Raw genomic sequence first — 24,094 nt, 5'->3', positions numbered from 1 at the left:
TCCGGCGGGCACCCGATTGTGGGTACCCGCCGGAACCTCACCTGATCAAGAACGGGTCAGTGTGTAGGTGCCACTGCCCGCTCGATTGACGATGATCACGCCCACGCAGCCGTCGGCCGGTGCCGTGTAGGCGAGCGACTCCGGCTGGCCCGCCCCGGTCGCGGCCGCGGTCGCCGCGCTGGCCCGGTCCCGTACGTACGTGGCCTGCGCACCGGCCGTCGAGGACACCACGAACAGTTCGGCGTCCTGGCTCGGGTCGCCCGGCGTGACGGTGAACGTCACCTGCTGGCCGGCGGTGAGGCACGAGTTCCAGACAGCGGCCACGTCACCCGTGCCCATCTGCCGCTTCGCGGTGTCGACCAGTGTCTGGCCGCTGTCGGCCAGCTCGATGGTGTACGCCCCAGTGCCGCTGACCCGGTGCATCCGCGGATAGTAGTCGCCGAGCGGGCGCCGCCCGGCTGTGGAGTCGACCGCGACGAAGTCCGTCACGTCGACGCCGAGCAGGCTCTCCTCCAGCCGCTGGGTCTGTGCCCGGTCGTCGAAGAGCGTCACGTCGTCGTCCGCGCCTGCCGGCGGGCGGACCGCGACGACCGACCATGCCGCGTGCCGCGTGTCGTACCGGAAGTTCTGGTCGTTCGGCGGCGTCGTGGCGGTCACCTCGGCGCCGTCGGTCAACCCCCGACGGAACCCGTAGTCGATCGTGTTCTGGAACAGCGATCCGAGCGCCTGGTCGCCGACCTCGTGGCCGTCCTGGCCGCGTGCCGACCAGTAGGCGGCGAAGCTGGTCACCCGGTGGTCCAGGAACGTGTCCCAGACGTTCGTCAGCGTGTCGCGGTAGGCGTCGGTGCCCTCGGTGCCGGTGTCCAGCAGGTCCCAGATCGCGCCAGCGACGCGGCCCTCGACCTGGTCGCCGTCGTCCCAGTCAGGGGTGCCCCAGGTCGCGGTGTCGATGTTGCCGTAGCCGGGCAGGTCGGGGTTGTTCAGCACGGCGGCGCCGAACCAGTCGGCGAAGCCCTCCGACCAGGCGCAGGCCGGGCCGGACCGACGGGTGAGGTAGTGCGTTGGGCTGCACTCCGAGCCGATCTGCGGGTAGTTGTCCTCGTAGACGTCGTCCATGACACCGTGGCCGAGCTCGTGGATCACCACCCACGGATTGCCCGGGTCGGCGGCGAGCAGCCGTACCTCGTCGTCGCCGGGGTCGTAGTAGGTGCCCTCGGTCGAGCCCGGCTCCCACTCGATGTCGATGTTCTGGCAGCTCTCGTCGCGCATGTCCCAGCAGTCGCCCGGCGTCCAGGCCAGCGCGTCGTCGGCGGTGTCGTACGTGTGGTATGCCGGCATCAACGTCGTGTCCGCGGTGTGCAGTTGTCCGTAGTCGTACGTGCGGCCGTTGCCCAGGTTGTCCCGGGTGGTGCTGCGGAACGCGTACGCGTCGTCGTCCGAGTCCTCCACCTTGTACTGCGTGCCCTCGGTGACCGCGCGGACGTACACGTCCTGACCACCACCGCCGATGCCATCGTCGTTGCCGAAGCAGGCGCGATAGGCACCAGCGCCGTCGGTGAGCCCGGCCGCGAGCAGGTCGTCGCCGAACGAGTCGTCGTCCCACACCTGGTACTGCAGGTTCTTCGACGGGTGCCAGGCGCCGTTGTTGTCGCTGTAGTCGAAGCTGCCCGTGACGCAGGTGACCTGGGCGGGCGCCGCACCGGGCGACCGGATGTCGTCGCTGTGTGGCGCCGGCAGTCCGGCGGTGCTAGCGGGACGGTAGGGCACCGACGGGTTGGCCCGGACGACCGGCGTGCCGGCCGGAGTCTGTGCGGCCTCCGCGTCACCCTCGGCCTTGCCCAGTCGGGACTCGCGGTCCGTGGCGCCGATCGTGACCGGCACGTGGACCTCGTCGCTGCCGAGAACGGGCCCGCCGGCGGACTTCGCCTGCACCCGCAACACCGTGGGACCGGTGGCCGTGGCGATCAGGTCGGTCTGGTAGCGCAGGACACGGCTGGGTGCCGCGTCGACGGTCGTGCTCAGCGTGGTGACCTCGCCGGCGTCGGACGGCACCCGCGACAGGGCCCGGGCCGCGGTGAAGCCGGCCGGGGTCGCGGCCGGGCGCAGAGCCGACGGAAGCGTGACCAGTACCCGCAGGTCGTCGATCGCCACCCGGGCGTCGACGGTGACGGTGAGCCGGGCGGTCTGCCCGGTGGTCGGTGCCCGGTCGAGTGCTGCGGTGACCGTCACGCAGCGCAGCCACTCCGAGTGGGTCGGTGCGCACTGCGCCCCGATCTTCCCCGGGGTCGGCGCCGCCGGTGCTGCGGTGGCTGGTGTTCCGGCGCCGGCGACGATGATCAGTGCCGCGGCGGTGCTGGATAGCCAGGCTCTCGTACGATGACGCGGTGGCGTGCGGTGGTGCATGTGCCCTCCCCGTGGTCTGCGTTGCTCCGGTGGACGGATCGCCGACGGGGTGGACGTGGTGCCGCTGGACGTCACCGCGACCGGTAGCCGCACGGCACGCAGGCGCTTTGAGCAGTTCGGTCTCAATCCCCGCATCGACGAACTTCGCTAAGCTACCAATGGATTAAGATCGACAGCCCCCGATGTAAGGCAGCTGACAGCCGGTGTGCCTCACCCGCGTGCGGGGTGCCGCGCCACGCCGGAGAGGATGTGGGCATGACCGATCCCGCACTGCCCAGGCGTGTTGTCGTCACCGGGGCCACCGGCAAGCTCGGCCGTGCCGTGGTCGCCCACCTGCGCGCCGTGGGCGTCGACGTGCTGGCGGTGGACCGCGCCGGAGGCCGCGACCCCCGCGACGTGGCCGGCGAGTTCCTCCAGGTCGATCTGACCGACTACGGGCAGGTGGTGGAGGCGCTCACCGGAGGCGCCGACGAACACGCCGGCGGCGTCGACGCGGTCGTGCACCTGGCGGCGGTCCCGGCCCCCGGGCTCATGTCGAACGCGACGACGTTCGCCAACAACTCCGCGGCCACGTACAACGTCTTCGCCGCCGCCAGGGCGGCCGGGATCAGGCGGGTCGTCTGGGCGTCCAGCGAGACGGTCCTCGGGCTGCCGTTCGACACCCCACCGCCGTACGCGCCGGTCGACGAGGAGTACGCGCCGCGCCCCGAGTCGACGTACTCGTTGAACAAGGCCCTTGAGGAGGAGATGGCGCGGCACTTCTGCCGCTGGGACCCGGCGCTGGTCATGGTGGGTCTGCGCTTCTCCAACGTGATGGACGTCGAGGACTACGCCCCGTTCCCCTCCTTCGACGCCGACCCGCTGCTGCGCCGGTGGAACCTGTGGGGCTACATCGACGCCCGGGACGGAGCCCAGGCGGTCGAGCGGGCCCTCGCCCACGACCAGCCCGGCGCAGACGTGTTCATCATCGCCAACGCCGACACCGTCATGACCAGGTCCAGCGCCAGTCTGATGGCCGAGGTCTACCCGGGCGTCGAGATCCGCAAGGAGCTGGGCGAGCACGAGACCCTGCTCAGCATCGACAAGGCCCGCCGGGTGCTGGGGTACGAGCCGCAGCACTCCTGGCGAGACCACGTGGATCAGCTCTAGGTCAGCGAGCCGCCTGGTAGGCGCGGCCCACGGCGGTCGCCTCGCTGCCCGTGCGGAAGAGCCCGGTCTGGTCCTTGTCCGTGGCGGGCAGGCCGAACCACGCGTACCGCTGAAGCCAGGACAGGCCGCCCAGCATCCGGGTCGCCGCGGTGAGGAACGCGGCCTGCTGTGCCTGGGTCGGGAAGCGAACGCCGTTGGAGAAGTCGATCAGGGCGAACTCGGTGAGCCAGACGGGCAGCTTGTAGCGGTCGTGCACCGCCTGCAGGTACGACCTGAGCTGGTTGACGGCGTTGGCGGTGGTGAAGTCGCCGCCGTACCAGTGCAGGGCGATGAAGTCGACGCGGTACCCGCGCTGCTTCGCGCCGGCCATGAAGCGGTCGAGCCACTCGCCCGGCCGGTCACCGCCCCAGGCCACGGCGGGGCTGCCCAGCGGAAGGCCGGTCGCCTCCAGCTGCGGCCACAGCTCCAACGCCTGCTCCACGGTCATCTCCGCCTGACCCTTCAGGTCCGGCTCGTTGAACCCGAGCAGGTGGCTGCCGTTCTTTCTGGCCTGTTGCAGGTTGGTGGCGGTGACGCTCTTCGCCCCCCAGATCATCGGGACGAACTCGGCGCCCTTCGGGCTGGTGACGCCCTGGTGGGCCACGTCCCAGGTGTAGTACCAGCTCGCCCCGGAGCTGGCCAGCGCCTGGTTGACGCCGTCGAAGGTCCACACCCCGACACCCTTGCGCTTCGAAGTCACCACGGGTGCCGCCGGGGCGACCGTACGCCCGGTCGTCGGCTTCGCCGTCGGCGTCAGGGTCGGGGACGGGGTCGCTCCCGTCGGGCTCGGCGTGGCGACCGGCGTGGTCGCGGTGGGGGAGTTGGACGCCGGGTTGGCGCCCAGCGGCTCGTCGACGGACTGCGGGGCCGCTGCGGGAGCGGGCGTCGGCCCGGTCGGTTGGATCACGACGATCACCCCGGTCACCAGAAAGATGACCGCGGCAGCCACGGCGAGCGGCCACAGCAGACGCCTCGCGCCGGTCGGGAGGCGGCCGGACAACCCGCGTCGGGGGTCCGCGTGGACGCCCCGATGCCCCTTCGCGGCGTCCGCTCCACCCTGACCTGTTGCGCGCATCGTCTCGACTCCTCCGTGTGGTCGCATCGCTGTCCGATGCCGTGGTGGCGGCGGATCTTGCGACCACCTTCCCCTCAGGAGACTGGACGCCCGTACCGGGATAACAGTTTCTGCCCGGGTGAGCAGCGGGCCAGATCCGCCATCCACCGCAGAATCCCAGAAAGATGGATAAAGTACGCGTAACTGGATCACGCGGTCGGTTAGGGGGCTCGGGGGCGATGGCAAAGGGTCGGATCGCCGAGCACCGCCATCACCTCGGCCCGCCCGTGTCGGCGGCCCTGGCCGGCTGAGCTGCCCCGCCGTCCGTGTTGACGCGCATCGGGTCCCGTGGGCTCGGGGACAGCAGGAGCCCGAACTCGGCGACCGTCCTGGAACTGCTGTTCGACATCGTGTACGTCTTCGCGCTGGCCCGTCTCGCCGGGCGGGTCGCGGACGACCTGACCATCGTCCGGCACACGCTGCTGTCCGAGGCGGGCCAGACGGTGCTGTTCTTCACGGCGATGTGGATGATCTGGTCGCTCAACGCCCTGCTGGCGAGCACCTACGACCCTCGACGCCCCGATCTCCAGGCCGTCCTGCTGGCCACGATGTTCGGCACGCTGGTGCTGGCCGTCTCGTTGCCGCAGGCCTTCGGCCAGCGCGGCGTCGTCTTCGCCTGCACCTACGTCGTCATCCAGGTCGGCCGACCGCTGTTCCTGTCGTTCGCCCTGCGGGGCCACCCGGTGCACGCGTTCGCGCTCCGGGTGCTGACCTGGCACCTGGTCACCAGCGTGCTCTGGATCAGTGGCGGCATCAGTGGCGGTCTCGGTCGGGGCATCTTCTGGACCATCGCGCTCGCCATCGAGATGATCGGCGCCGCCACCACCTACCCCCTTCCCCGCATGGGCGGGAGACAGCTCAACAGCATGGGGGTCACCGTCTCGGAGGAGCATCTCGCCGAGCGGTACAACCAGTTCTTCATGATCGCTCTCGCCGAGGTGGTGCTCGAAGCCGGCGCCGCGGTCAGCTTTCCGGGCTTCTCGACCGATGGGACCATCGTCCTCGTCGCCTCGTTCGTGGCGGTGGTCTCGTTCTGGCGGATCTACTTCTACCACGTCAGGTCCGGCCATGCCTCGACCCCGAGCGGTGAGGGGGTCCAGCTGTCGCCGTGGGCGAGCTACAGCCTGTTGTTGATCGTCGGTGGCATCATCTGCACCGCCGTCGGCTTCGGGCAGGTCATCGAGGACCCGCACCCGCCGATCGACTGGGCTCTGGTGGTCATCATCTTCGGCGGCCCGGTGCTGTTCCTGATCGGGCGCAGCTCCCTGGAGCGGGCGAGCAGAACCACGCCGCGGTGTCGGGTGCTGTACGTCGGTGCGGTGACGCTGGCCTTGGCGGCGGTACCGATGGTGTTTCTCCCGCCGGTCGCCGTGGCGGCCGTCGCAGCGGTGATCCTGGCCGGCATCGCCGTCTTCGACCAGCGGGCCCACAAGCGAGGGTCGGAAACCAACCCGACTCTGTGACAACCCGTTGCGGGGCGGCGACCGATCGGCGTATGTTCTTCCGGCACGCCGTCGAGCCGAGGGGAGGTCAGAACAATGTCCGATGTTCTGCGCCCCCTCCGCGCTCCGGCGTCCGCGCGGATCTGATCCGGGGCGCTCGCTTCCCGGAGGACCACGCCATGACCGATCTGGTCATCCGTCCGCTCGTCGCGGGCGAGGAAAACCTGTTCGACTCCATGCCTGATCCGCTGCCCCAACTGCGCCAGGTCGGCTACGCCGACGGGGTCGCCGGCGGCGGCTATCGGCCCGAGACCACCTGGGTCGCCCTGCGCGACGGCCGGGTGGTCGGTCGGGCCGCCTGGCTCCTCCCACCGGGCGCCGTCGGCGCGCCCTGGCTGGACCGGTTCGATCTGGACGCCGAGCCCGAGGTCGGCGCCGAGCTGCTGCACGCCGCCCATCAGGCGCTGGGTGGCCCCGGCCTGTACTACGCCGCGCTGCCGGCACACTGGCGGCGCCGCCCCGAGGTGCGGGCCGTGGTGGAGGCGCCGATGGCCGCGGCTCGGCTCGCCGGCCTGGTCGAGCGGGGGGAGCGGCTCCGGTGCTCCTGGACGGGCACACCCCTGCCGGCGTCCTCCGGACGGTACGACTTCCGTCCGCCGGTCGACGCGACGGAGGTCAACGCCCTGGTCGCCAGGATCGACGAGCCGGACGTGCTGACCGGCGTAGAGATCGCACGGGTGGTCAGCGGCGTCGACCTCGCCACCGACCCTCTGGGCTGGCTGGGGGACGGATTGGAGGGATGGCGCGTCGCGTTGGACGCCGGAGAGCCGGTGGGTCTGGTCGGCACCGCCGGGGACGCCTGCTACCCACTTCTCGTCTACCTCGGCCTGCTCGACGAGGCGGCCCGGCCAGAGCTGTTGGCCGAGGCGGTCCGCCTGCTGGCCACCGGCGGCGCCCGGGAGGTCATCGCCGACGTGGACGCGCGGCGGGTGGCGGTGCTGGCCGAGCTGGAGCGGACCGGGTTCCGGCAGTTGCGCACCAGGGTCGTCTTCGCGCCGGCGGACCAGCAGGAGTAGCGGATCGGGGGTGCGCCCTGTCACCGGGGCGCACCCCCGCACCGGCGCCGACCGCTGGCCCTGTCAGCATCGGGCCATGCTCATCGTCGGCGTACTGGCGCTGGTCGTGGCGGCCGTCGCCGCGCTCTGCCTGTGGCGGTCGCTGCGCCGTGAGCCACGGGTCGCACCGGCGCGGCCGCTCGACTTCGACACCGCCGTCCGTGCCGCCGAGGCCGTCATCGCCGCCGAGGCGGCTGACCCGGAGGTCCGGCCGGAGTCGCACAGCCGTCTCCTGAGCCACGGCTCCCGCACCGGCAGGGCCGTGTTGCTGCTGCACGGATACACCCTCGCGCCCGACCAGTACGACGAACTGGCCGAGGAGTTCTTCGACCGCGGCTACAACGTATGGGTTCCGCGCGCCCCGCGGCACGGCACCGTCGACCTGCGGGCCCACCACCGGGTCCAGGCCGACGAGCTGACGACGTACGCCGCGCGGGCGTTGGCCGTCGCCGAGGGCCTGGGAGACGAGGTGGGCGTCGTGGGGATCTCCGGCGGTGCCGTCCTGGCCGCCTGGCTGGCCCAGGTGCCGGGCACCGTCGTACGGCGTCTGCTGTTGCTGTCGCCGTTCTTCGGCCCGGACCGTCGGCAGGCGCCGGCTTTCGCGGTCCGACCGCTCATCATGTTGTACGGGCGCCGCATCCTCCCGGACCGCGTCACGTCGCGCGGTTACTCCCTCGCCGCCGTCACCCAGTACCTGAGCATCGCGCGTACTCTGCCGACGCCGCCACGACGGACCGGTCTGCGGACCGCGGCCGTCGCGATCAGCCCCCTCGACGGCGTGGTCGACCTCGGTGCGGCGGAGCGCGTGCCGCGCCGGATCGCCGACGCGAACGCGATTCCGCTCCAGGTCTGCACCCTGCCGGAGGCGTTGGGCGTCGGCCACAACACCCTCAACCTCACCGTGCTCGGCGCCGACGGGCCCGAGCTGCGCCGGCTGTACATCGCGCTCTACGAGGGGGAGACGCTCCCCGGACCGTTCCCCTACGGGGTGGGCGGGGTGGCGCCGTTGAACACCGGCGGGGCGTAACCGGCCGGCTTGTCGCCGATGCCGAGGCCGGGGCTCACCACCCAGGACTGGTACTGCGGGGTGAACATGCCGTAGACCAGCCCGAGGTTCGGGGCGCTCGCCTCGTCGAGTCGCCGACGGGCGTCCGCCGGGATCTCGAAGTCGAGCGCACCGAAGTTGCTGGCGAGCTGCTCGGGGCTGCTCGCCCCGACGACCACCGAGGCGACGGCGGGTTGGGTGGCCACCCAGTTGATCGCCACCTGCGCCATGCTGCGCCCCAGATCGGCGGCCACGCTCTCCAGTGCCTCGATCACCTGCCAGTCGCCGGGGCTGATCTCCCGACCCGCGGCGTCGGGGTTGGTCAACCGGCCGGTGCCGCTCATACCCTCGCTGGTCCGGCGGTACTTGCCGCTGAGCAGGCCGCCACCGATCGGGCTCCACGCGGTGACACCCATTCCCAGGGTCTGGGCCATCGTCACGAACTCCGCCTCGATGTGCCGGGTGACCAGGGAGTACGGCAGCTGCACGTTGATCATTGGGGCGAGCCCGTGTGCCTCGGCGTAGCTCTGCGCCCGGGCCGCGTACCAGGCCGGCACGTCGGAGAGCCCGGCGTACCGGATCTTGCCGGCCCGCACCAGGTCGTCGAAGGTGTGCACGACCTCCTCGACCGGTGTGATCCGGTCCCAGGTGTGCAGCAGGTACAGGTCGATGTAGTCGGTGCCGAGTCGGCGCAGCGAGGCCTCCACAGCCCGCGTGATGTGCTTGCGACCGTTGCCGCTGGCATTCGGGTCGGTCGGGTCGACGGTGTTGGTGGCCTTGCTGGTGAGCACGAGCCGTTCGCGGACGCCGGCCCGGTCGATCAGGCGGCCGAGGATCTTCTCGCTCTCGCCGGCGGTGTAGAAGTCCGCCGTGTCGATGAAGTTGCCCCCCGACTCCAGGTACTGACGGAAGATCGGCTCCGCCTCCTCCTCGGTCTTGCCGTAGGCGGCATGGAACCCGTCGACGCCGAAGTTCATGGTGCCCAGCGCCAGCCGGCTCACCCGCAGACCGGACCGCCCGAGCAGGTAGTAGTGGTTCATCGTTGCGTCCTCTCGATCGCGCGTCGGCCCCGAGCGGGCCGTCCCAGACCTTTGCTCGGCAAAAATGGACCTGCAAGTCCAAAGTCCGCGCTAGCGTTGGATCGGCAGGTACGGACGCAGATCGGTGACGGGGGTCTCATGACACGGGCGTTGACCCGCAAGGGCGAGGCCACCCGGGCGCGGATCGTCGCAGGCGCGGCCGCCGAGATCCGCGAGCGCGGCGTCGACGAGGTACGCCTCGAAGACGTGATGGCCCACACCAGCACCAGCAAGGGGCAGCTCTTCCACTACTTCCCCGGCGGCAAGGAGGACCTGCTGCTCGCGGTGGCCCAGCACGAGGCCGATCAGGTGCTCATCGACCAGGAGCCGATGCTCAGCAACCTGACGTCCTGGCCGTCCTGGCTGGCGTGGCGCGACCGGCTCATCGAGCGCTACCTCGCGCAGGGCGTGAAGTGCCCGCTCAACGGGCTGCTCGGTCAGACCGGCCGACGCGCGCCGGGCGCGCAGGCGATCGTGACCGGGCTCATGTGGCGCTGGCAGGCGGCGATCACCGAGGGCATCCGCCACATGCAGTCGACCGGGGACATCGGCCCGGACGTGGACGCCGACCGTGCCTCCGCGGCGCTGCTGGCCGGCATTCAGGGCGGCGTCCTGCTGCTGCTCTCCACCGGGAAGATCGATCACCTCGAGGCGGCCCTCGACCTCACCATCGACTCGCTTCGGGCCAGCGCCCGGGCGAGCGGAGAGCACGAAGGGCGCGACAATGAATGACGACCGACCACCGTTGGTGCTGCTGCACGGCCTCACCTACGACCGGCGACAGTGGGACCCGGTCCGGCGTGAGCTTGCGGCGATCGACCCCGACCGGCAGATCCTCGCCCTCGACCTGCCCGGTCACGGCGACGCACCACGTCGGGAGTCCTACCGGATGGCGGAGGTTGCCGAGGTCCTGCACGACCAGGTGACTGACGCCGGTCTCGCGCAGCCGATCGTGGTGGGACATTCGGTCGGCGCGGTGGTCGCCACGACGTACGCGGCCCGCTATCCGGTGCGCGGCGTGGTGAATCTGGACCAGATCCTGCTGCCCGGCCCCTTCGGTGCGGCCGTACGCCAGGCGGAGTCGACACTGCGCGGCCCGGACTGGCGGCGGGTGTGGGACGGCATGCTGGCCGGGATGGGCATCGAGTCGTTGCCGGCCGAGGCCCGCGAGATCGTGACCACCGCGACCGATCCCCGGCCGGACCTGCTGCTGGGCTACTGGGGTGAGATCCTGCGCGGCTCCGACGAGGACATCGCCGCCGAGCGCCACAGTGATCTGCGGTCCATCGGTGAGCGCGGGATTCCCTACCGCTGGGTGACCTCGTCCGAGCCGCCACCCCGTTATCTGGCCTGGCTGACGGAGACCCTGCCGGAGGTCGTGGTGACCGTGCTGCCCGGTAGCCACTTCCCGCACCTGGCGGAGCCAGCGACGATCGCCCGGCTGCTGTCCACCGGCTGAGAGGACGATCGGCGTGGCGGTCTACGGGGTCAACCGGTCGAGTCGGGTGAGCTCGGCGTCGCCAGCCCGGACCACCTCCGCGGCCAACGCGGTCGTCGCCGGATGCACGCCGTTCCGCTGCTCCGCGGCGGCGATCCGCACCGCCTGTTGCAGGTGCGCTCGTACGTGCTGGCCTGCCAATCGTTCGAACGCGACACCGGTGACCGACCGCAACGTCGTCAACTCCTGCTCGGTGACCATGCCCGGCATGTCGTGGCCCTCGTGCGGGTTGGTCGCCGGAGCGCCGGACTCCGCGAGCAGCCGTCGGGCGGTGCTGAGGTCGGCGCGGTGCGCCGTGCCGAGCCGGGCGGCGAAGGTCTGCCACCCGGGATTGGTGGTCCGACCCGGCACCATGTCCAGCACCGGCAGTAGGCGTTCGTTCATCGCCACCGTCAGCTGAAGCCACGCGACGTCGGTGGGGCTGAACAGGCTGGCCGAGCCGCTGGGCGACACCGAGTCGGACTGGCCGGCAGTCGAGGGTGCGGCGGTCGACGGTGCGGTCGTGGTCGGTGATCCGGTGGCGCACGCCGTGACGAGCAGCGCCGCGAGGAACAGGGACATGGACGCGCTCACGAGGGCTCGCATCCGGCCTCCTCTCGCCCTCGGACGGCGGGCCCGGCGTGACCGGACCCGCCTCCGTGGTGGGAGCCTGTCGGCTCAGATCGGTCGGCCGTCGTGACCGCACTTGATGACGGGACGAATGCAGTCCTGGACCCGACGGGCCATCTCCGCGACTGGCCAGGCGTTGAAGAAGTCACCGTGCATGGTGTAGCCCGGCCCGGAGGCGAGCCGGATCCGCGAGGGGTCGCCGGTGACCGGGTATCGCAGCACCTGCCGCAACTTCGGCACGGGCACCGGGTGGGTGCTCGGGCAGGCCTGGTTCACCGGGTACGCCAGGTGGCTCTTGTGGTCGGGCGAGTCCAGGTCGCGGCCGTTCCAGCACTGCGGGAAGTCCAGGTACGACTCCAGCATCGTGCCGGACGGGCAGTTGACGAAGTCCTTCGACGGAGGCACGTGCCCGGCGTGCAGGCACGACCACCGGGCGATGCTGTCGTTCGAGCCGGTGGCTTTCGCGTTGCCGGCGACGAGTCGCAGCCCGAGCGGGAACGGCTGGGTGTTCGCGACGACGTCGGAGCGTACGCCCTCGCCCAGGTAGTAGAACGTGGCGATCGCCGGCTCCACCGGCACGTTGTCGCGGTACAGGGTCGGCACCCAGTAGGACGAGACGTCCACCCGCGGGTTGCAGGTGCTGGGGGAGTTGACCAGGTCAGGGAGGGTGGTGTTGGCGTTCGTCACCGTGGCGCCGAAGAAGCTGTGCATGTGCGAGGCCCCGGGCAGCCCGGGGAAGATGATCGGGTCGTCTGGCAGCCGGTGGCTGTAGGTACAGTCGGCGGGGAACTCGGCAACCCGGATGGCGTTGGCGACCGGGGCGGCGTCGGCCCGCTCGGTGGTGGAGGCGACGTACGTGCCGAGTAGCACCAGCAGTGCGCCGATCGCCGTGGCGAGGCGCAGCCGGCGGTGGGTGCCGGAGAGGGGTGCGGCCCTGTCCATCGTGTGACTCCTGTCGGGGGACGGGCCAGGGACAGCTCCGGCGCCGCCGCCGAAGACATCGGAGATTGCCCTGGCCAGACTGGTGGTGGCCGGTTTGAGGCCGGTGCGAGAGAGCGCTCTCAGCAGGTCAAGCCTCACCCTGATGTCGAAAGTTGTCAATACGTTCCGCAATTGGCGGAAATGAAAGACGACGAAGGGCCGGGCCCCGTGGTGGGGTCCGGCCCTTCGTGGTGTGTCAGTGGGGGTCAGCTGGTGGCGTAGCCGCGGGTGGCGATCCAGTCGGCGAGGTGCTCGACGGTGACCTCGTAGGAGGCGGTGTTCGGGTCGGCGGAGTCGGCGATCTTGACGGTGGTGCCGTTGTCGCGGTAGCCGACGACGCTGATGTAGTGCCCGCCCTCGAAGGAGTGGATAGCACCGTCGGTGTCGGTGGTGGTGCCGGCGATGTTGGCGACTACGGCCCGGCCGTCGTCGACGGTGCGGACGATGTCGGCGCGCAGCTTGTCGGTCTGCTTGGCGTCGGCGTCCGGGGTGCTGATCTCCACCGAGTGGTAGGCGTCGTTCTTGCCGGTTTCCTTGTTCAGTACGGGGGTGATGTCGTTGATGGAGTTGGTGCCGGCCTCGGTGGTGCCCATCTCCTTGGCCATGGCGTCGACGCTGATGTCCTTGCCCTGCACGCTCAGGGCGTTGCGGGTCGCGGCGGGGCCGCAGTAGTAGAAGTTCGGCTGGGCCTCGTAGCGCACGCCCAGCTGACGCTCACCAGCAGGCTTGCGGTCAGACTGCGTCTGCGACGCCGGCTTGGCATCGGTGGCGGCGTAAGCGGCGGTGATCGGTCCGACGATGGCGCCGCCGGTGAAGGCCAGGCCAGCAGCGGTCAGAGCGGTCTTACGAATCAGATCGGTACGCATGATGGCGTGCTCCTCTGCATCGGGGGTGTCCGCACGGCACGTCACAAGGGGGGAACGGTGACCGTGCGGGAAAGTCTCGGGGGGAACGCCGGCGATCCACCGGGGGATCTGCTCGGGCGTTGCGGGGGATGTAACCGGGGCGGCCCGGCGGATGTTCCCGGCCGGTGCGCCTCGCCCCACGACCCGAAGTCGCGGTGGCATGCCAGGTATAACGACCCCGCCCGGCCCACGATTCCGCCCCCAGGGTGGCCACGACCACGCGACACGCACGCCGAAACCGGACACCCGCCCCAGGGTCGGATCCGCCGAACCGGACACCACACCCCGCAACCCCGGGCGTCGACAATCCAAGATCCGCGCACTTTCAGGGAAAGTGCTGCCTCAGACCACGCCGAGGCAGCAAGTTCCCTGATGTTGCGCGGATCTTGACCGGGGTGGGGATACCGGACACCGCCGGACGCGCGGGTGGGGCAGCCCGAACGCGTCGGACTGCCCCACCTGTCGCAGAGGGCGTGATCAGAACCCGAGGACGCTCCGCCCGCCGACCACCGGCAGCCGCAGTTCGCTGTCGTTCGGTGCGACCCGCAGCTCGGTGCCACCCAACGGCAGCAGGGTGTACTCCTGGTCGCTGGAGAAGACGACCACGCCGATCCGGTGGCCCGCCGGGAAGACGTAGTCCTTCGGCTCCATGGTCCACCGGTAGTCGTACAGCTTGCCCTGCTTGACCGGCTGGGTGCGTGCGGCGCTCTTGCGGTTCTGCGGGTCCATCCAACCTCGCGTCACCACTGTCGGCGCTGCGGTCGACCCGGCCGGGCCGTAGTCGACCAGGTACGCGGTGAGGTTCGCGTCCGGCTTGTTGTCGATCGCCATCCGCAGCCGCATCTCCGGACGGCCGGAGATGCGCACGCTCTGCGTCAGCTCGGGGGAGCGGTACGCGAGTCGGTTCGCGCTCGTCGTGTCCGGGTTGGACACCAGGGTGTCCGGGTGGATGGTCCGCCCCTCGTCGACGAAGCTCTGCTCGACCTTGGCCTTCGGCGGCTTGCCCGTGGTGAGCGTGCCCGGGGCGGTGGCGTCGGTGGCTGCGAACCGCAAGCCGACCTCACGCGCGGCCGGGTCGGGCCAGTTGGCGTACGTGGTGTAGGCCCGGTCCTCGCGCTGGAGCACCGCGGTCGGCTCGTCCATGATGCCGTTGCGCACGTTCCACAGCCAGAAGTCGAACCAGCGGTTCTCGGTCTGCTTGTACGTCCACGTCTGGCCGCTCGGCAGGGTCACCGACGCGCTGCTGCCCGGGCCGCCGTGGCCGCCCTGGTGCAGCCAGATCTTGCGCGGTACGTCGCGCTTCGCGAGCTGGTCCCGCCAGCCGGCGAAGTGCTCGGTCTTCACGTTCCAGTCGTTGAGGCCGTGAACGACGAAGACGCTCGCCTTGACGTTGCGGGCGTCGAGGTAGTCCCGGTCCTGCCAGAATTCGGAGTAGTCGCCGGTGACCCGGTCCTGCTCCTCGGTGATGGCGGCCAGCTCGTCGGCGCACTGCCCCTCGGCCCGTGCCTGCCCGGCGGTGTACTGGGCCAGGATGTCGAGGTCCTCGCCCTGGAACGTCCCGGGGGCGACGACCAGACCGTTGGCCCGGTAGTAGTCGTACCAGCTGCTGATCGCGGAGACCGGCACGATGGTCTTGAGTCCCTTGACTCCCGTGGTGGCCACCTGGTTGGGCAGCGTCCCGTTGTAGGAGACACCGGTCATGCCGACCGCGCCGGTGGTCCAGTCGGCGGAGACCGGGGCGCCGTTCGCGTCGTACCCCTTTGCCCGGCCGTTGAGCCAGTCGATGACCGCCTTGGTGCCGAGCGTCTCGGCCTGGTCGCCGCTGGTGGGGCAGCCGTCCGAGTCGCCGGTGCCGACGCTCTGACCGAGCACCACCGCGTACCCGCGGGGCACGTAGTAGTCGTCCAGCGAGCCGGGCAGGTTGGCCTTCGCCTGGGCGCGCTGGGTGCCCACGTCGAGCGCCCGCCGTCCGGAACGGTCGGTCAGACCGTTCTGCGGCAGCTCGTCGACCAGCACGCTCGGGTACGGGACGTCACCCCAGGTGCCCTTGCGGTACGGGCTGTGCTCGAAGATGACCGGCACCTTGAAGCCCTGCGTGGCGGTCTCCCGGGGTCGGGAGATGTCGATCGCCACCCGGTCGGGTCGACCGTCGTGGTCGGTGTCGACCGGGGTCTGGACGAACACCCGCTCCTCGATAGCGTCGGCGAGCGAGAACACCGGTTGGGTCATGCCGTCGCTGACCACGATGCCGGTGGGCGTGGTCGCGGTGGGCGGGGCAGCCGTTGCTGTGGGGGCTGCGCTGAGCACCAGAGCGCCGGACACACCGATGCTCAGAAGTGCCAGATGACGGGGTCGACGCATGCGCGTCTCCCTTCGGTTGGGCTGGTTGCCGGGGGTCGGCAGGGGCCGATCTCGAAGATCCATTCGTCGCCATGCTAGGACGGCGCCGACGTCCCGTCGATCCCCTCGGACGGGGATGCATCCTTCGCGCGAGCCGGAAAACTCCTCGTTCCGGGGCCTCCGAAGATCACAGTCTCGTGCATATGATCTTGCCGGAAGTCGCCCGAAGAGACGGCTTCGTCCACATTAGACAAGGAGCACCATGCTCAGGAAAACGCGGTGGCTGTTGGCCATCGCCGTCACGGCCACGACGCTGACCGCCCTACCGGGCGGCCCTGCCACGGCCGGCCCAGGCGGTATCGGCACGACCGGCACGTCCAGGACCTCGGTCGACGGGAAGACGCACACCGTCACCCTGCTGACCGGGGACGTGGTGACAGTACCGGAGCACCGGATCGGGATGCCCCAAGGCCACGGTGCGGCCGGCCGACGAGAACGCGGTCATCCAGCAGACCTGCGGCCCCGACGGTCACCTGCACGTCGTACCCGCCCGCGTCGCGTCCCAGATCGGTCCGGTCCTCGACCCCGACCTGTTCGACGTCACCGCGCTGATCGCCGACGGGTACGACGACGAGAACACCACGGACCTGCCGGTCATCGTGCAGCCCGCCACCGCTTCCGCTCGGGTGGCCGCACTCGGTGACGTGCTGTCGCTGCCCAGCATCGGCGCGGTCGCCGGCCACGTACCCAAGAAGAGCCCGGCCACCGCGAAGCTGGCGACCGACTCGCTGCTCGCCGGCGCGAAGAAGGTCTGGCTGGACCGCAAGGTCCGCGCCACCGCCCTGACCGGCGGTGGACAGCACGCCGGCCTGGACCGCAACCTCGGCCAGATCGCCGCGCCCGACGCCTGGAAGGCTGGCTGGACCGGCCGGGGGACCACTGTCGCGGTGCTGGACACCGGTGCCGACTTCACCCACCCGGACCTGGTCGGCCGGGTCGCCGACCGGGCCGACTTCACCGCCGAGGGCGGTGACGCCGTCGACCACAACGGCCACGGTACGCACGTCGCGTCGACCATCGCCGGCACCGGCGCGGCCGCGCACGGTCAGCGTCGCGGCGTGGCGCCCGACGCCAAGCTGGTGATCGGCAAGGTCCTCGACGACCACGGTTCCGGTGCGGACTCCGGGATCATCGCCGGCATGGAGTGGGCCGCCACCCGGGCCGACGTCATCAACATGAGCCTCGGCGGCAGCGACCCGGACGACGGCAACGACCCGCTCTCGCTGGCCGTCGACGGGCTGAGCAGGTCCACCGGCGCGCTCTTCGTCATCGCCGCCGGCAACAGCGGCGGGGCCATCTCCTCGCCGGGGTCGGCCGCCAGCGCGCTGACCGTCGGCGCGGTCGACCGGAACGACAAGCTCGCCGAGTTCTCCAGCCGTGGGCCGCTGGTCACCAGCAACGTGGCCAAGCCGGAGCTGGTCGCACCCGGCGTCGACATCGTCGCCGCACGGGCCGCCGGCACCAACCTCCAGGACCCGATCGACAGGTACTACGAGGCCATCAGCGGCACCTCGATGGCCAGCCCACACGTGGCGGGCGCCGCCGCGCTGCTCGCCCAGCGACACCCGGACTGGACCGGTGCGCAGCTCAAGGCCGCACTCGTCGGTGCCGCCGACCCGCTGAGCGACGTCGACGCGTACGCCGTCGGTGCCGGTCGGCTCAACGCGGCCCGGGCCCTCGGCGGCCCGACCAGCGACCAGCCGGTCGTCAACCTCGGCACCTTCGCGTACCCGCAGTCCGGGACCAGCGAGGCGAAGCTGAGCTGGACCGGTGAGTCGACGACCGTGCTGGACCTCGACGTGTCGGTCGTCAACCACGACGGCCAGTCGGTGCCGCGGGGCGCGGCGTCGCTGTCGGCGAGGCGGGTGACGCTCAAGCGCGGCGCGACCGCCGGCGCGACAGTGCGGATCAACCGCGCGGCGCTGGCCGCCCGGCCGGGCTTCTACCTGGCCACCGTCACTGCCCGCACCGCCGGGCACAAGCTGGTCTCGACCACGCCGGTGAGCTTCTACGTCGAGCAACCCAGCTATGACCTGACGATCCGGACGAAGCCACTGCCCGACCTCAAGGAGGGCGCGGAGAGTTGGATCAACCTGCTGGTCACCAACCTCACCGACCCGGTGATCTACTACAGCGGTGCGGGCGGTACGCCCGGCGACACCTTCACGCTGCGGGTGCCGGCCGGCCGGTACGCGATCCTCGGCTCATCCGTCGCCTACTACGTCGACAGTGACGTGCTGGAGACGACGCTCGCCGCCGAGCCCGACCTGGACGTGCGCGGTGCCCGAAGCGTGACGCTCGACCCGGCGCGGGCCAGGCCGGTGACGGCGACTGTCGACGGGGTGCCCACCACACCCACCCGGACCGACCTCACCAACGTCCAGACCGCCCCGAACGGGCTTTCCTGGTGGCACCAGGTCAGCGGGTACGGGGCCCAGACGACGGTCCGCACCACCGCGCTCCCGAAACCCGGTGTCGGGTCCCGGCGCACCTGGGCGGCCGTCAACCTCGACTCGCCGGCCGGCACCGCCATGCCGTACCGCTACAACCTGGTGCACGAGTACGCGGGCGGAGTACCGGCCGACCCCGCCTTCCGAGTGAGCGGAGCCGAACAGGCGAAGCTCGCCCGGATCGAGGAGCGCTTCCACCAGATGGACTCGGAGGGGATGGTCACCCAGCTGATCCGCAGCGGCTTCACGCCCGACGGGGTGCCGGTGACGCAGACCCACGAGGGCAACCTGCCCCCGTACCGCACCGACTACCTCTCGCCCGGCTACCTCTGGGCCGACGAGGGTGTCTACGGTGGCCTGTCGGCGCAGGACGCGCCGCGCAGCTACCAGCCGGGCAGCCGGCAGACCAAGGTGTGGGCGCGGCAGCCGCTGCACTCCGGCTGGTACGACGACCCGGCCGGGGCCGAGTCCAGCTGCGCCACCGCGCCGTCGCGTACCCGGGGCAACCTGCACATCGACCTGGTGTCGCTGACGGACCAGCACCAGCGGGCCGACTGCCTCCAGGGCGGCTCGATCGGGGTGAACCGCAAGCTGTCGGTGTACCGCAACGGCAAGCTGATCGACGAGCGGGACCGCCCGCTCGCCGACGTCACCGTTGCGCAGCAGATGGCCGACTACCGGCTGACCCTCGACGTCGACACGAGCCTGATCCTGCCGATCTCGACCAGGGTCAACACGTCGTGGACGTTCCGGTCGGCCGGACCGGACGGCACCGGCAGTGTGCCGCTGCCCCTGCTGGCGGTGGACTACGCGCTGCCGATGGACACCCTCAACCACGCCACCGGCGGGACGGCCGAGCTGGCCGTCCGGCAGATGCGGGGGATCAAGGCGCAGAAGGTGACGTCGTTCCAGGTCTGGACCTCGACGGACGACGGTGCCACCTGGACGTCGGCCCGGGTCACCGGCACCGGGGACACCTACCGGGTCGCGCTGCCGACGGCCGCCACCGGACAGCCCGTCTCGCTGCGGGTGAAGGCCGCCGCCAACGGCGGTAGCGGCATCGACCAGACCATCATCCGGGCGTACAACGCCGGCTGACGGTCCGCGCACTGGTGCGGCCCGGCTCCGGCCGGGCCGCACCACCGCTTGCAGCTCCGCGTCGATCCGGCACCCACAGCGGGACAGCTCACTGACCCTCCCAGACCGCCTTCGCGCCAGAGTCGCCGGTACGGATCACGTAGTACACCGTGACGGCGGCGGCCAGCAGCGACAACACCTGCAACGCCGGAGTCAGCAACCGACTGGACCGCCCGCCGTCGGTGGTGGTCGCCTCGCCGCCCCTCGGCGGCACGAAACGGACCAGGGCCAGCGCCACTATCGCCAGCCCGATGGTCGCCCAGAGCGTGATGTCGCCGAACTCCTGGTGCGCCTCGATCGTCGGAGCGAACTCCGGAGTGACCCGGTTGGCGGCGCGCATACGCTCGAAGAAGGCATCACCGGACAGCTTCGCCAGCAGGGCGGCGAGCGGCGCACCCACGGCGAGCAGCCCCAGCACCCAACGGGTGTGCGGCCGGATCGGCGGAACGAGCGCGTAGCCGACCGTCAGCAGGGCCAGCAGCGGCACGAACACCACAGCGGCGTGCAGCACCAGCGGGTGGGCGGGGATGCCCATGAACTCCTCGAACATCGGCGTCTCCTCCTGACACGGGCCGGACGTCGATCGTCCAGGAAAGGACGCTAACGGTACCGAAGGGACGTGTCAGCCCCCAAGATTGCCGACGACGTCCACCCCCACCCGCTCGGCTACCGGGAGCGCGGCAGACAGTCCTTCTTGTACTTGAGACCCGAGCCGCACCAGCAGGCGTCGTTGCGTTCCGGCGGCCAGGCGATCCGCGCGCTGGGTCGCGCCTGCACCTCGGCCGCGTACCCCGCCCGGACCGCCGCGTCGGCCGGGTCACCGTCACGTCGACCGGCGAACGCGTTCAACCCGTCCACTGTCGCGCGGAACACACCCAACCCGGCCTGCCCGGCACCCCTCAGCCGGACCAGCTCCTTCTCCAGCCGGCCCCGGTGCGCGTCCCAGTCCGGCCCGTACACCTCACCCAGCGCGGCGTGCTCGGCGAGCAGTCGGTCGAACTCCGCCCGAGGCCAGAAGAGCAGGTCCGACTCGGCGTCCCTGCGCTCCCCGGCCCGGCGCACGAGCTGGGTCTCCAACCGGTCCGCCAGGTCGTCCTGCCGGTCGTGCGGCAGGTTGAGATTCCGGCGTACCCGGTGCCGCTGTTGCAGCAGGAAGAAGACGACACCGGGCGCTTCCGGCGGACCGAGATCCACCACCGGGTCGATCGCGGTGCTGGCCGGCCCGGACGCCGCGGTCGCGCGCTCGCTGAGCAGGCTGTCGACCGCCTCGCTCAGCCACGTCTCGGCGATCGCCGAACGACCACCCGCGTCCAGCGCCGCACTCACGTAGGCGGGTGCGTCGGGCTGCGTGAGCAGCAACGGGCGCAGCGCGGTCAGCTCCGCCACCGCCTCCTCGTCCCGACCGCCGGCCCGGAACAGCGCCCGAGCCCGCAGCGCCCGGGCGAAGCCGGCACGGGGATCGTCCCCGGACGGGTACGCCGCCAGAGCCTGCTCCGCGTACCGCAGGGCGGCATCGGGTCTCGCCCGGATCTCGGCGATCTCAGCGGCCAGGGTCAGGGCGTCCCCGGCGTCGTCCGGATCCTCCAGCCGGCCCTGCTCGGCCGCCTCGGCGAGGTCGGCGGCGACACCGAGCGGGTTGGCCGTCCCGAGCGCTGAGCGGCGAAGTTCAGCGAGGTCAGCCTTGGTGAGTACGTCTCTCGTCGGCACGATCTCACGGTACGTCGGCGTGCTGATGGTATGCGGGCAGATCACCTGTTACGCCGCTCTCATACCGCCCGCAGCTCCGACCAGCGCCGCCCGCAGTCATGACCACGCGCCGGCTGCCGCCGCCCGGGCGACATAGTTCGAGCGCCGTGGATTTGCCGGCCGATGTGGTGATGAGCGTGATGACTCACAGGCATATCGATGCCTCACAGTCATCACGCTCATCACCGCGTCCGGTCCCTCAGACGTCACGCTCCGTGGTGCTGGTCGCGCGTGGTCGGGGCGGTCAGAACTCCTCGTACACCGCGGGGTCCTGGTCCGCGAGCCGCCCGTCCGGGCGGCCCAGCGCGGTGATGGCCTCGACCTCACCGTCGGTGAGCTTGATGCCGAAGATGTCCAGGTTCTCGGTCTGCCGCTGCGGGGAGGCGGCCTTGGGCAGCGGGATCACCTGGCGGGCCACGTGCCAGGCGAGGATGGTCTGCGCCGGGCTGACGCCGTGAGCGGTCGCGATCTCCACGATGACGGGGTGTTGCTGCAGGTCGTTGCCGTGGCCGAGCGGGCTCCAGCCCTGCACGAGGATGCCGTGCTCCCGGTGATAGTCGAGCGCCTCCTGCTGCGGGAAGTACGGATGCACCTCGATCTGGTTGACCACCGGGGCGACCCCGGTCTCGGCCACCAGCCGGTCGATGTGCTCGGGCAGGAAGTTGGAGAGGCCGATGTGCCGGACCAGGCCGCGCTCGCGGGCCTCGATCAGCGCCTGCCACGCCTGCACGTACAGGTCGACAGTGGGGTTCGGCCAGTGGATCAGATACAGGTCGATCCGGTCGAGGCCGGTGCGGAACACGCTCTCCTCGATGGTGGTCAGCGCCTCGTCGTAGCGGTGGTGCCGCCCCGGCAGCTTCGAGGTGACGACCAGTTCGTCGCGCACGTCACCCGCCGCACGCGCCGCCCGGCCGACCGCGCCCTCGTTCTCGTAGTTCACCGCCGAGTCGATCAACCGGTAACCCGCCCGGATCGCCTGCCCGATCGCGTCGACACCAGCCGAGCCGTTCAGTTGGTACGTGCCGAGCCCGATCGCCGGCAGAGTGGTGCCGTCGGCTGCCGTCAGGTGGGGAATCGTCATGATCGGAACCCTACTCGTGCGAGCTGTCCCGCAGGCCGTGTCTGCCGCCGCCACGGTGCCTCAGGCAGATCCGGGATCACCAGTGGGGGCGTCCCGGATGGCGAGTGCGGCTTGGACGAGCGCGGCGTGGGTCAGCGTCTGGGGATAGTTGCCGAGGTGGGCACCCGTCGCGGGCTCCACCTCTTCGGCGTAGAGGCCGAGTGGGCTGGCGTGGTCGACCATGGCCTGGAACAACTCGACAGCCTCGTCGCGACGCCCGATGCGGGCAAGGCCCTGGACGAGCCAGAACGAGCAGGGCAGGAACGCGCCCTCGGTGCCGGGAAGGCCGTCACGTCCGGGCGGGTAGCGGTAGAGCAGTGGACCGCCGGCGGACAGTCGGTCCCGGATGGCGTCGATGGTGCCCCGTACCCGGGGTGAATCGGCCCGGTCCATCCCCAGCAGCGGCAGGACGAGCAGGGCCGCGTCGAGATCCTGAGAGCCGTAGCTGCGGACGTAGCCGCCCGCCGTCGGGTCGAAGCCGCGCGTCCGGACCTCGGCGGCGATGGCATCCCGGGTTTCCTGCCAGCGGCGTCGTTGACGGTCCGGCAGGTGGTGCGTGTCGGCGATGGCCAGGGCACGGTCCACGGCGAGCCAGCCCATGAGCTTGGAGTGGACGTGTTGGGCGGGTTCCCGTACCTCCCAGATGCCGGCATCGGGCTCCTGCCAACAGTCGGCGACCACGTCGGCGAAACCGCGCACCGCCCGCCACGTCTCGGCGTGGAGGAGGTGTCCGGCCTGAGCGAACGCCCAGGCGGCGTCGATCACCCAGCCGTAGCCGTCGAGCTGGTGCTGAGCGGCGGCACCGTTGCCCATCCGCACCGGAAGGCTGTCGAGGTAGCCGGGCCAACCGGACAGTTTTCGTTCCGCTGGCACGTGCCTGCCGTGCAGGGTCAGCAGCGCCGGCAGGCGTGGCCGTTGCAGTCGGCTGGCGTGCAACAGCCACGCGAGGAAACCGCGAGCCTCGTCGGTCTTGCCGACGCTGAGGAAGGCGCTGACGCCGATGCTGGCGTCACGGGGCCAGACATAGCGGTAGTCCCAGTTTCGACCCCCGCCGGGATCCTCGGGCAGTGACGTGGTGGGTGCGGCCACCGGTGCTCCCGAGGGCGAGTAGGTCAGCAGCCGCAAGGTGAGCAGGCTTCGTACGACGTGTTCCCGGAACGGCAACCGCTCGTCGATCTCCGCGGTCCAGGCCCGCCAACGAGCTTCGTCCTCGACGAGCAGCTGCCAGGCCACTGTCGGGTCGACGTGGATCAGCGGTTCGCGGTGGGCCACGGCCAGTACGAGGGTGACCGGACGACCTGGCCGGACGGTGATCGAGGTTGGCCGACCCGGTTCAATTCTGAACGTGGGCGTGCTGTCCAGCGCGACCGCAAGCGCCCCCCACTCACACACGAGCCCTTGGCGCCGGTGCCGCGCTCGGGGCCGGCGGTGCCGTGCGCCAAGGCGGGGGTCGAACTCCACCACCGCCTCGACCGCCGCCTGCTCGGCCGACAGCCGTCGCACGATCAGCGACGTGGGCAGCAGACGTCCGCTGACCTCGGCCACCATCGCCTCCGTGAGGCGGAGCCGGCCGCTGCCCACCGCCCAGGTGGTCTCCAGAGTGGCGGTGTGCTGCCGGTACCGTCGTTCGACGACCGTGGCCGGCCGCGCCGGGCCGACCCGGAACGTTCCGGCGTCCGGGCCCCCGACCAGCCGACCGAACAGGGGATCGCCGTCGAAACGTGGTACGCAGAGCCAGTCCATCCCGCCGTCACTCGCGACCAGGGCGGCGGTGCGCGTGTCGCCCAACAGACCGTAGTCGCTGATCGGTGGCCCGCCAGTCATGGAGATCGCTCCTCGACGAGCCGCGCTCTCGAGCAGTG

Annotated in this window: 19 protein-coding genes; 8 read left to right on the top strand and 11 right to left on the bottom strand. The window is 70.9% G+C overall.

Translation table 11 applies throughout. The annotated features are described in order from the left end of the window. Nucleotides 1-45: 45 nt before the first annotated feature. Nucleotides 46-2,229, bottom strand: a complete 2,184-nt coding sequence (locus AC3CF1_RS06235; RefSeq protein WP_488449791.1) for a hypothetical protein — start codon at nucleotides 2,227-2,229, stop codon at nucleotides 46-48. Between AC3CF1_RS06235 and AC3CF1_RS06230 the strand changes: the two genes are divergently transcribed. Continuing rightward, nucleotides 2,219-2,380: a hypothetical protein gene (locus AC3CF1_RS06230; RefSeq protein ID WP_210790387.1), complete on the top strand. Its 162-nt coding sequence runs from the start codon at nucleotides 2,219-2,221 to the stop codon at nucleotides 2,378-2,380. The two genes, AC3CF1_RS06235 and AC3CF1_RS06230, sit on opposite strands and share 11 nt — an antisense overlap. Before the next feature lie 278 nt (nucleotides 2,381-2,658). Beyond that, nucleotides 2,659-3,552 (top strand): NAD-dependent epimerase/dehydratase family protein, encoded by an 894-nt coding sequence (locus AC3CF1_RS06225; protein ID WP_488449790.1) that lies wholly within the window; start codon nucleotides 2,659-2,661, stop codon nucleotides 3,550-3,552. A 1-nt stretch (nucleotide 3,553) separates the two neighbouring features. Here AC3CF1_RS06225 and AC3CF1_RS06220 read toward each other — a convergent pair whose 3' ends face one another. Next, nucleotides 3,554-4,666: a glycoside hydrolase family protein gene (locus tag AC3CF1_RS06220; RefSeq protein ID WP_354980798.1), complete on the bottom strand. Its 1,113-nt coding sequence runs from the start codon at nucleotides 4,664-4,666 to the stop codon at nucleotides 3,554-3,556. Nucleotides 4,667-4,971: 305 nt separating this feature from the next. Between AC3CF1_RS06220 and AC3CF1_RS06215 the strand changes: the two genes are divergently transcribed. The 3 genes from AC3CF1_RS06215 to AC3CF1_RS06205 all read left to right on the top strand — a co-directional run bounded on the left by AC3CF1_RS06215 (nucleotide 4,972) and on the right by AC3CF1_RS06205 (nucleotide 8,289). Beyond that, nucleotides 4,972-6,168, top strand: coding sequence for a low temperature requirement protein A (locus tag AC3CF1_RS06215; protein ID WP_354980797.1), 1,197 nt, complete (start codon nucleotides 4,972-4,974; stop codon nucleotides 6,166-6,168). A gap of 158 nt (nucleotides 6,169-6,326) precedes the next feature. Then, nucleotides 6,327-7,223, top strand: coding sequence for an acetyltransferase (locus AC3CF1_RS06210; protein WP_354980796.1), 897 nt, complete (start codon nucleotides 6,327-6,329; stop codon nucleotides 7,221-7,223). Nucleotides 7,224-7,299: 76 nt separating this feature from the next. Beyond that, nucleotides 7,300-8,289, top strand: a complete 990-nt coding sequence (locus AC3CF1_RS06205) for an alpha/beta hydrolase (RefSeq protein ID WP_354980795.1) — start codon at nucleotides 7,300-7,302, stop codon at nucleotides 8,287-8,289. Here AC3CF1_RS06205 and AC3CF1_RS06200 read toward each other — a convergent pair. Then, nucleotides 8,244-9,347, bottom strand: a complete 1,104-nt coding sequence (locus AC3CF1_RS06200; protein WP_354980794.1) for an aldo/keto reductase — start codon at nucleotides 9,345-9,347, stop codon at nucleotides 8,244-8,246. The genes AC3CF1_RS06205 and AC3CF1_RS06200 overlap by 46 nt on opposite strands. Before the next feature lie 138 nt (nucleotides 9,348-9,485). On the opposite strand from AC3CF1_RS06200, the gene AC3CF1_RS06195 reads away from it, so the two are divergent. Together AC3CF1_RS06195 and AC3CF1_RS06190 are read left to right on the top strand one after the other, a co-directional pair. Then, nucleotides 9,486-10,118: a TetR/AcrR family transcriptional regulator gene (locus AC3CF1_RS06195; RefSeq protein ID WP_354980793.1), complete on the top strand. Its 633-nt coding sequence runs from the start codon at nucleotides 9,486-9,488 to the stop codon at nucleotides 10,116-10,118. After that, nucleotides 10,111-10,845 (top strand): alpha/beta fold hydrolase, encoded by a 735-nt coding sequence (locus tag AC3CF1_RS06190; RefSeq protein WP_488449789.1) that lies wholly within the window; start codon nucleotides 10,111-10,113, stop codon nucleotides 10,843-10,845. The genes AC3CF1_RS06195 and AC3CF1_RS06190 overlap by 8 nt, the downstream gene beginning before the upstream one ends. Nucleotides 10,846-10,866: 21 nt before the next feature. On the opposite strand, the gene AC3CF1_RS06185 is transcribed toward AC3CF1_RS06190, so the two are convergent. The 4 genes from AC3CF1_RS06185 to AC3CF1_RS06170 all read right to left on the bottom strand — a co-directional run bounded on the left by AC3CF1_RS06185 (nucleotide 10,867) and on the right by AC3CF1_RS06170 (nucleotide 15,740). Next, nucleotides 10,867-11,469, bottom strand: coding sequence for a DUF305 domain-containing protein (locus AC3CF1_RS06185; protein ID WP_488449788.1), 603 nt, complete (start codon nucleotides 11,467-11,469; stop codon nucleotides 10,867-10,869). A 72-nt stretch (nucleotides 11,470-11,541) separates the two neighbouring features. Continuing rightward, on the bottom strand, nucleotides 11,542-12,435 hold the full coding sequence (locus tag AC3CF1_RS06180; RefSeq protein ID WP_488449787.1) for a DUF1996 domain-containing protein: 894 nt from the start codon (nucleotides 12,433-12,435) through the stop codon (nucleotides 11,542-11,544). Between the two features lie 245 nt (nucleotides 12,436-12,680). After that, the gene (locus AC3CF1_RS06175) at nucleotides 12,681-13,340 is read right to left on the bottom strand and encodes a C39 family peptidase (RefSeq protein ID WP_488449786.1); all 660 of its coding nucleotides are present in this window, start codon (nucleotides 13,338-13,340) and stop codon (nucleotides 12,681-12,683) included. 516 nt (nucleotides 13,341-13,856) lie between these two features. Continuing rightward, complete coding sequence (locus AC3CF1_RS06170) at nucleotides 13,857-15,740, bottom strand: Xaa-Pro dipeptidyl-peptidase (protein ID WP_488449785.1); 1,884 nt, start codon at nucleotides 15,738-15,740, stop codon at nucleotides 13,857-13,859. 455 nt (nucleotides 15,741-16,195) lie between these two features. On the opposite strand from AC3CF1_RS06170, the gene AC3CF1_RS06165 reads away from it, so the two are divergent. Further along, nucleotides 16,196-19,327: a S8 family peptidase gene (locus AC3CF1_RS06165; protein WP_488449784.1), complete on the top strand. Its 3,132-nt coding sequence runs from the start codon at nucleotides 16,196-16,198 to the stop codon at nucleotides 19,325-19,327. A gap of 88 nt (nucleotides 19,328-19,415) precedes the next feature. On the opposite strand, the gene AC3CF1_RS06160 is transcribed toward AC3CF1_RS06165, so the two are convergent. From AC3CF1_RS06160 to AC3CF1_RS06145, 4 genes are all read right to left on the bottom strand, one after another. Continuing rightward, nucleotides 19,416-19,916: a DUF2231 domain-containing protein gene (locus tag AC3CF1_RS06160; RefSeq protein ID WP_088948750.1), complete on the bottom strand. Its 501-nt coding sequence runs from the start codon at nucleotides 19,914-19,916 to the stop codon at nucleotides 19,416-19,418. Between the two features lie 116 nt (nucleotides 19,917-20,032). Further along, nucleotides 20,033-21,073, bottom strand: coding sequence for an SEC-C metal-binding domain-containing protein (locus AC3CF1_RS06155; protein WP_488449783.1), 1,041 nt, complete (start codon nucleotides 21,071-21,073; stop codon nucleotides 20,033-20,035). Between the two features lie 283 nt (nucleotides 21,074-21,356). Next, nucleotides 21,357-22,193, bottom strand: coding sequence for an aldo/keto reductase (locus AC3CF1_RS06150; RefSeq protein WP_488449782.1), 837 nt, complete (start codon nucleotides 22,191-22,193; stop codon nucleotides 21,357-21,359). 60 nt (nucleotides 22,194-22,253) lie between these two features. Continuing rightward, nucleotides 22,254-24,056: a glycoside hydrolase family 15 protein gene (locus tag AC3CF1_RS06145; RefSeq protein WP_488449781.1), complete on the bottom strand. Its 1,803-nt coding sequence runs from the start codon at nucleotides 24,054-24,056 to the stop codon at nucleotides 22,254-22,256. Between the last annotated feature and the right edge of the window lie 38 nt (nucleotides 24,057-24,094).

This window comes from Micromonospora sp. MGP-C2 (genome assembly GCF_057766525.1).
The sequence above is the reverse complement of the archived record's forward strand: the minus strand, read 5'-3'. Positions and strand labels throughout refer to the sequence as shown.

What these genes read in the sequence shown, in the direction of transcription:
- AC3CF1_RS06225 (WP_488449790.1), top strand. Translation starts at nt 2,659, where the DNA reads ATGACCGATCCCGCACTGCCCAGGCGTGTTGTCGTCACCGGGGCCACC.
- AC3CF1_RS06220 (WP_354980798.1), bottom strand. Translation starts at nt 4,666, where the DNA reads ATGCGCGCAACAGGTCAGGGTGGAGCGGACGCCGCGAAGGGGCATCGG.
- AC3CF1_RS06210 (WP_354980796.1), top strand. Translation starts at nt 6,327, where the DNA reads ATGACCGATCTGGTCATCCGTCCGCTCGTCGCGGGCGAGGAAAACCTG.
- AC3CF1_RS06205 (WP_354980795.1), top strand. Translation starts at nt 7,300, where the DNA reads ATGCTCATCGTCGGCGTACTGGCGCTGGTCGTGGCGGCCGTCGCCGCG.
- AC3CF1_RS06200 (WP_354980794.1), bottom strand. Translation starts at nt 9,347, where the DNA reads ATGAACCACTACTACCTGCTCGGGCGGTCCGGTCTGCGGGTGAGCCGG.
- AC3CF1_RS06195 (WP_354980793.1), top strand. Translation starts at nt 9,486, where the DNA reads ATGACACGGGCGTTGACCCGCAAGGGCGAGGCCACCCGGGCGCGGATC.
- AC3CF1_RS06190 (WP_488449789.1), top strand. Translation starts at nt 10,111, where the DNA reads ATGAATGACGACCGACCACCGTTGGTGCTGCTGCACGGCCTCACCTAC.
- AC3CF1_RS06185 (WP_488449788.1), bottom strand. Translation starts at nt 11,469, where the DNA reads ATGCGAGCCCTCGTGAGCGCGTCCATGTCCCTGTTCCTCGCGGCGCTG.
- AC3CF1_RS06180 (WP_488449787.1), bottom strand. Translation starts at nt 12,435, where the DNA reads ATGGACAGGGCCGCACCCCTCTCCGGCACCCACCGCCGGCTGCGCCTC.
- AC3CF1_RS06175 (WP_488449786.1), bottom strand. Translation starts at nt 13,340, where the DNA reads ATGCGTACCGATCTGATTCGTAAGACCGCTCTGACCGCTGCTGGCCTG.
- AC3CF1_RS06170 (WP_488449785.1), bottom strand. Translation starts at nt 15,740, where the DNA reads ATGCGTCGACCCCGTCATCTGGCACTTCTGAGCATCGGTGTGTCCGGC.
- AC3CF1_RS06160 (WP_088948750.1), bottom strand. Translation starts at nt 19,916, where the DNA reads ATGTTCGAGGAGTTCATGGGCATCCCCGCCCACCCGCTGGTGCTGCAC.
- AC3CF1_RS06150 (WP_488449782.1), bottom strand. Translation starts at nt 22,193, where the DNA reads ATGACGATTCCCCACCTGACGGCAGCCGACGGCACCACTCTGCCGGCG.
- AC3CF1_RS06145 (WP_488449781.1), bottom strand. Translation starts at nt 24,056, where the DNA reads ATGACTGGCGGGCCACCGATCAGCGACTACGGTCTGTTGGGCGACACG.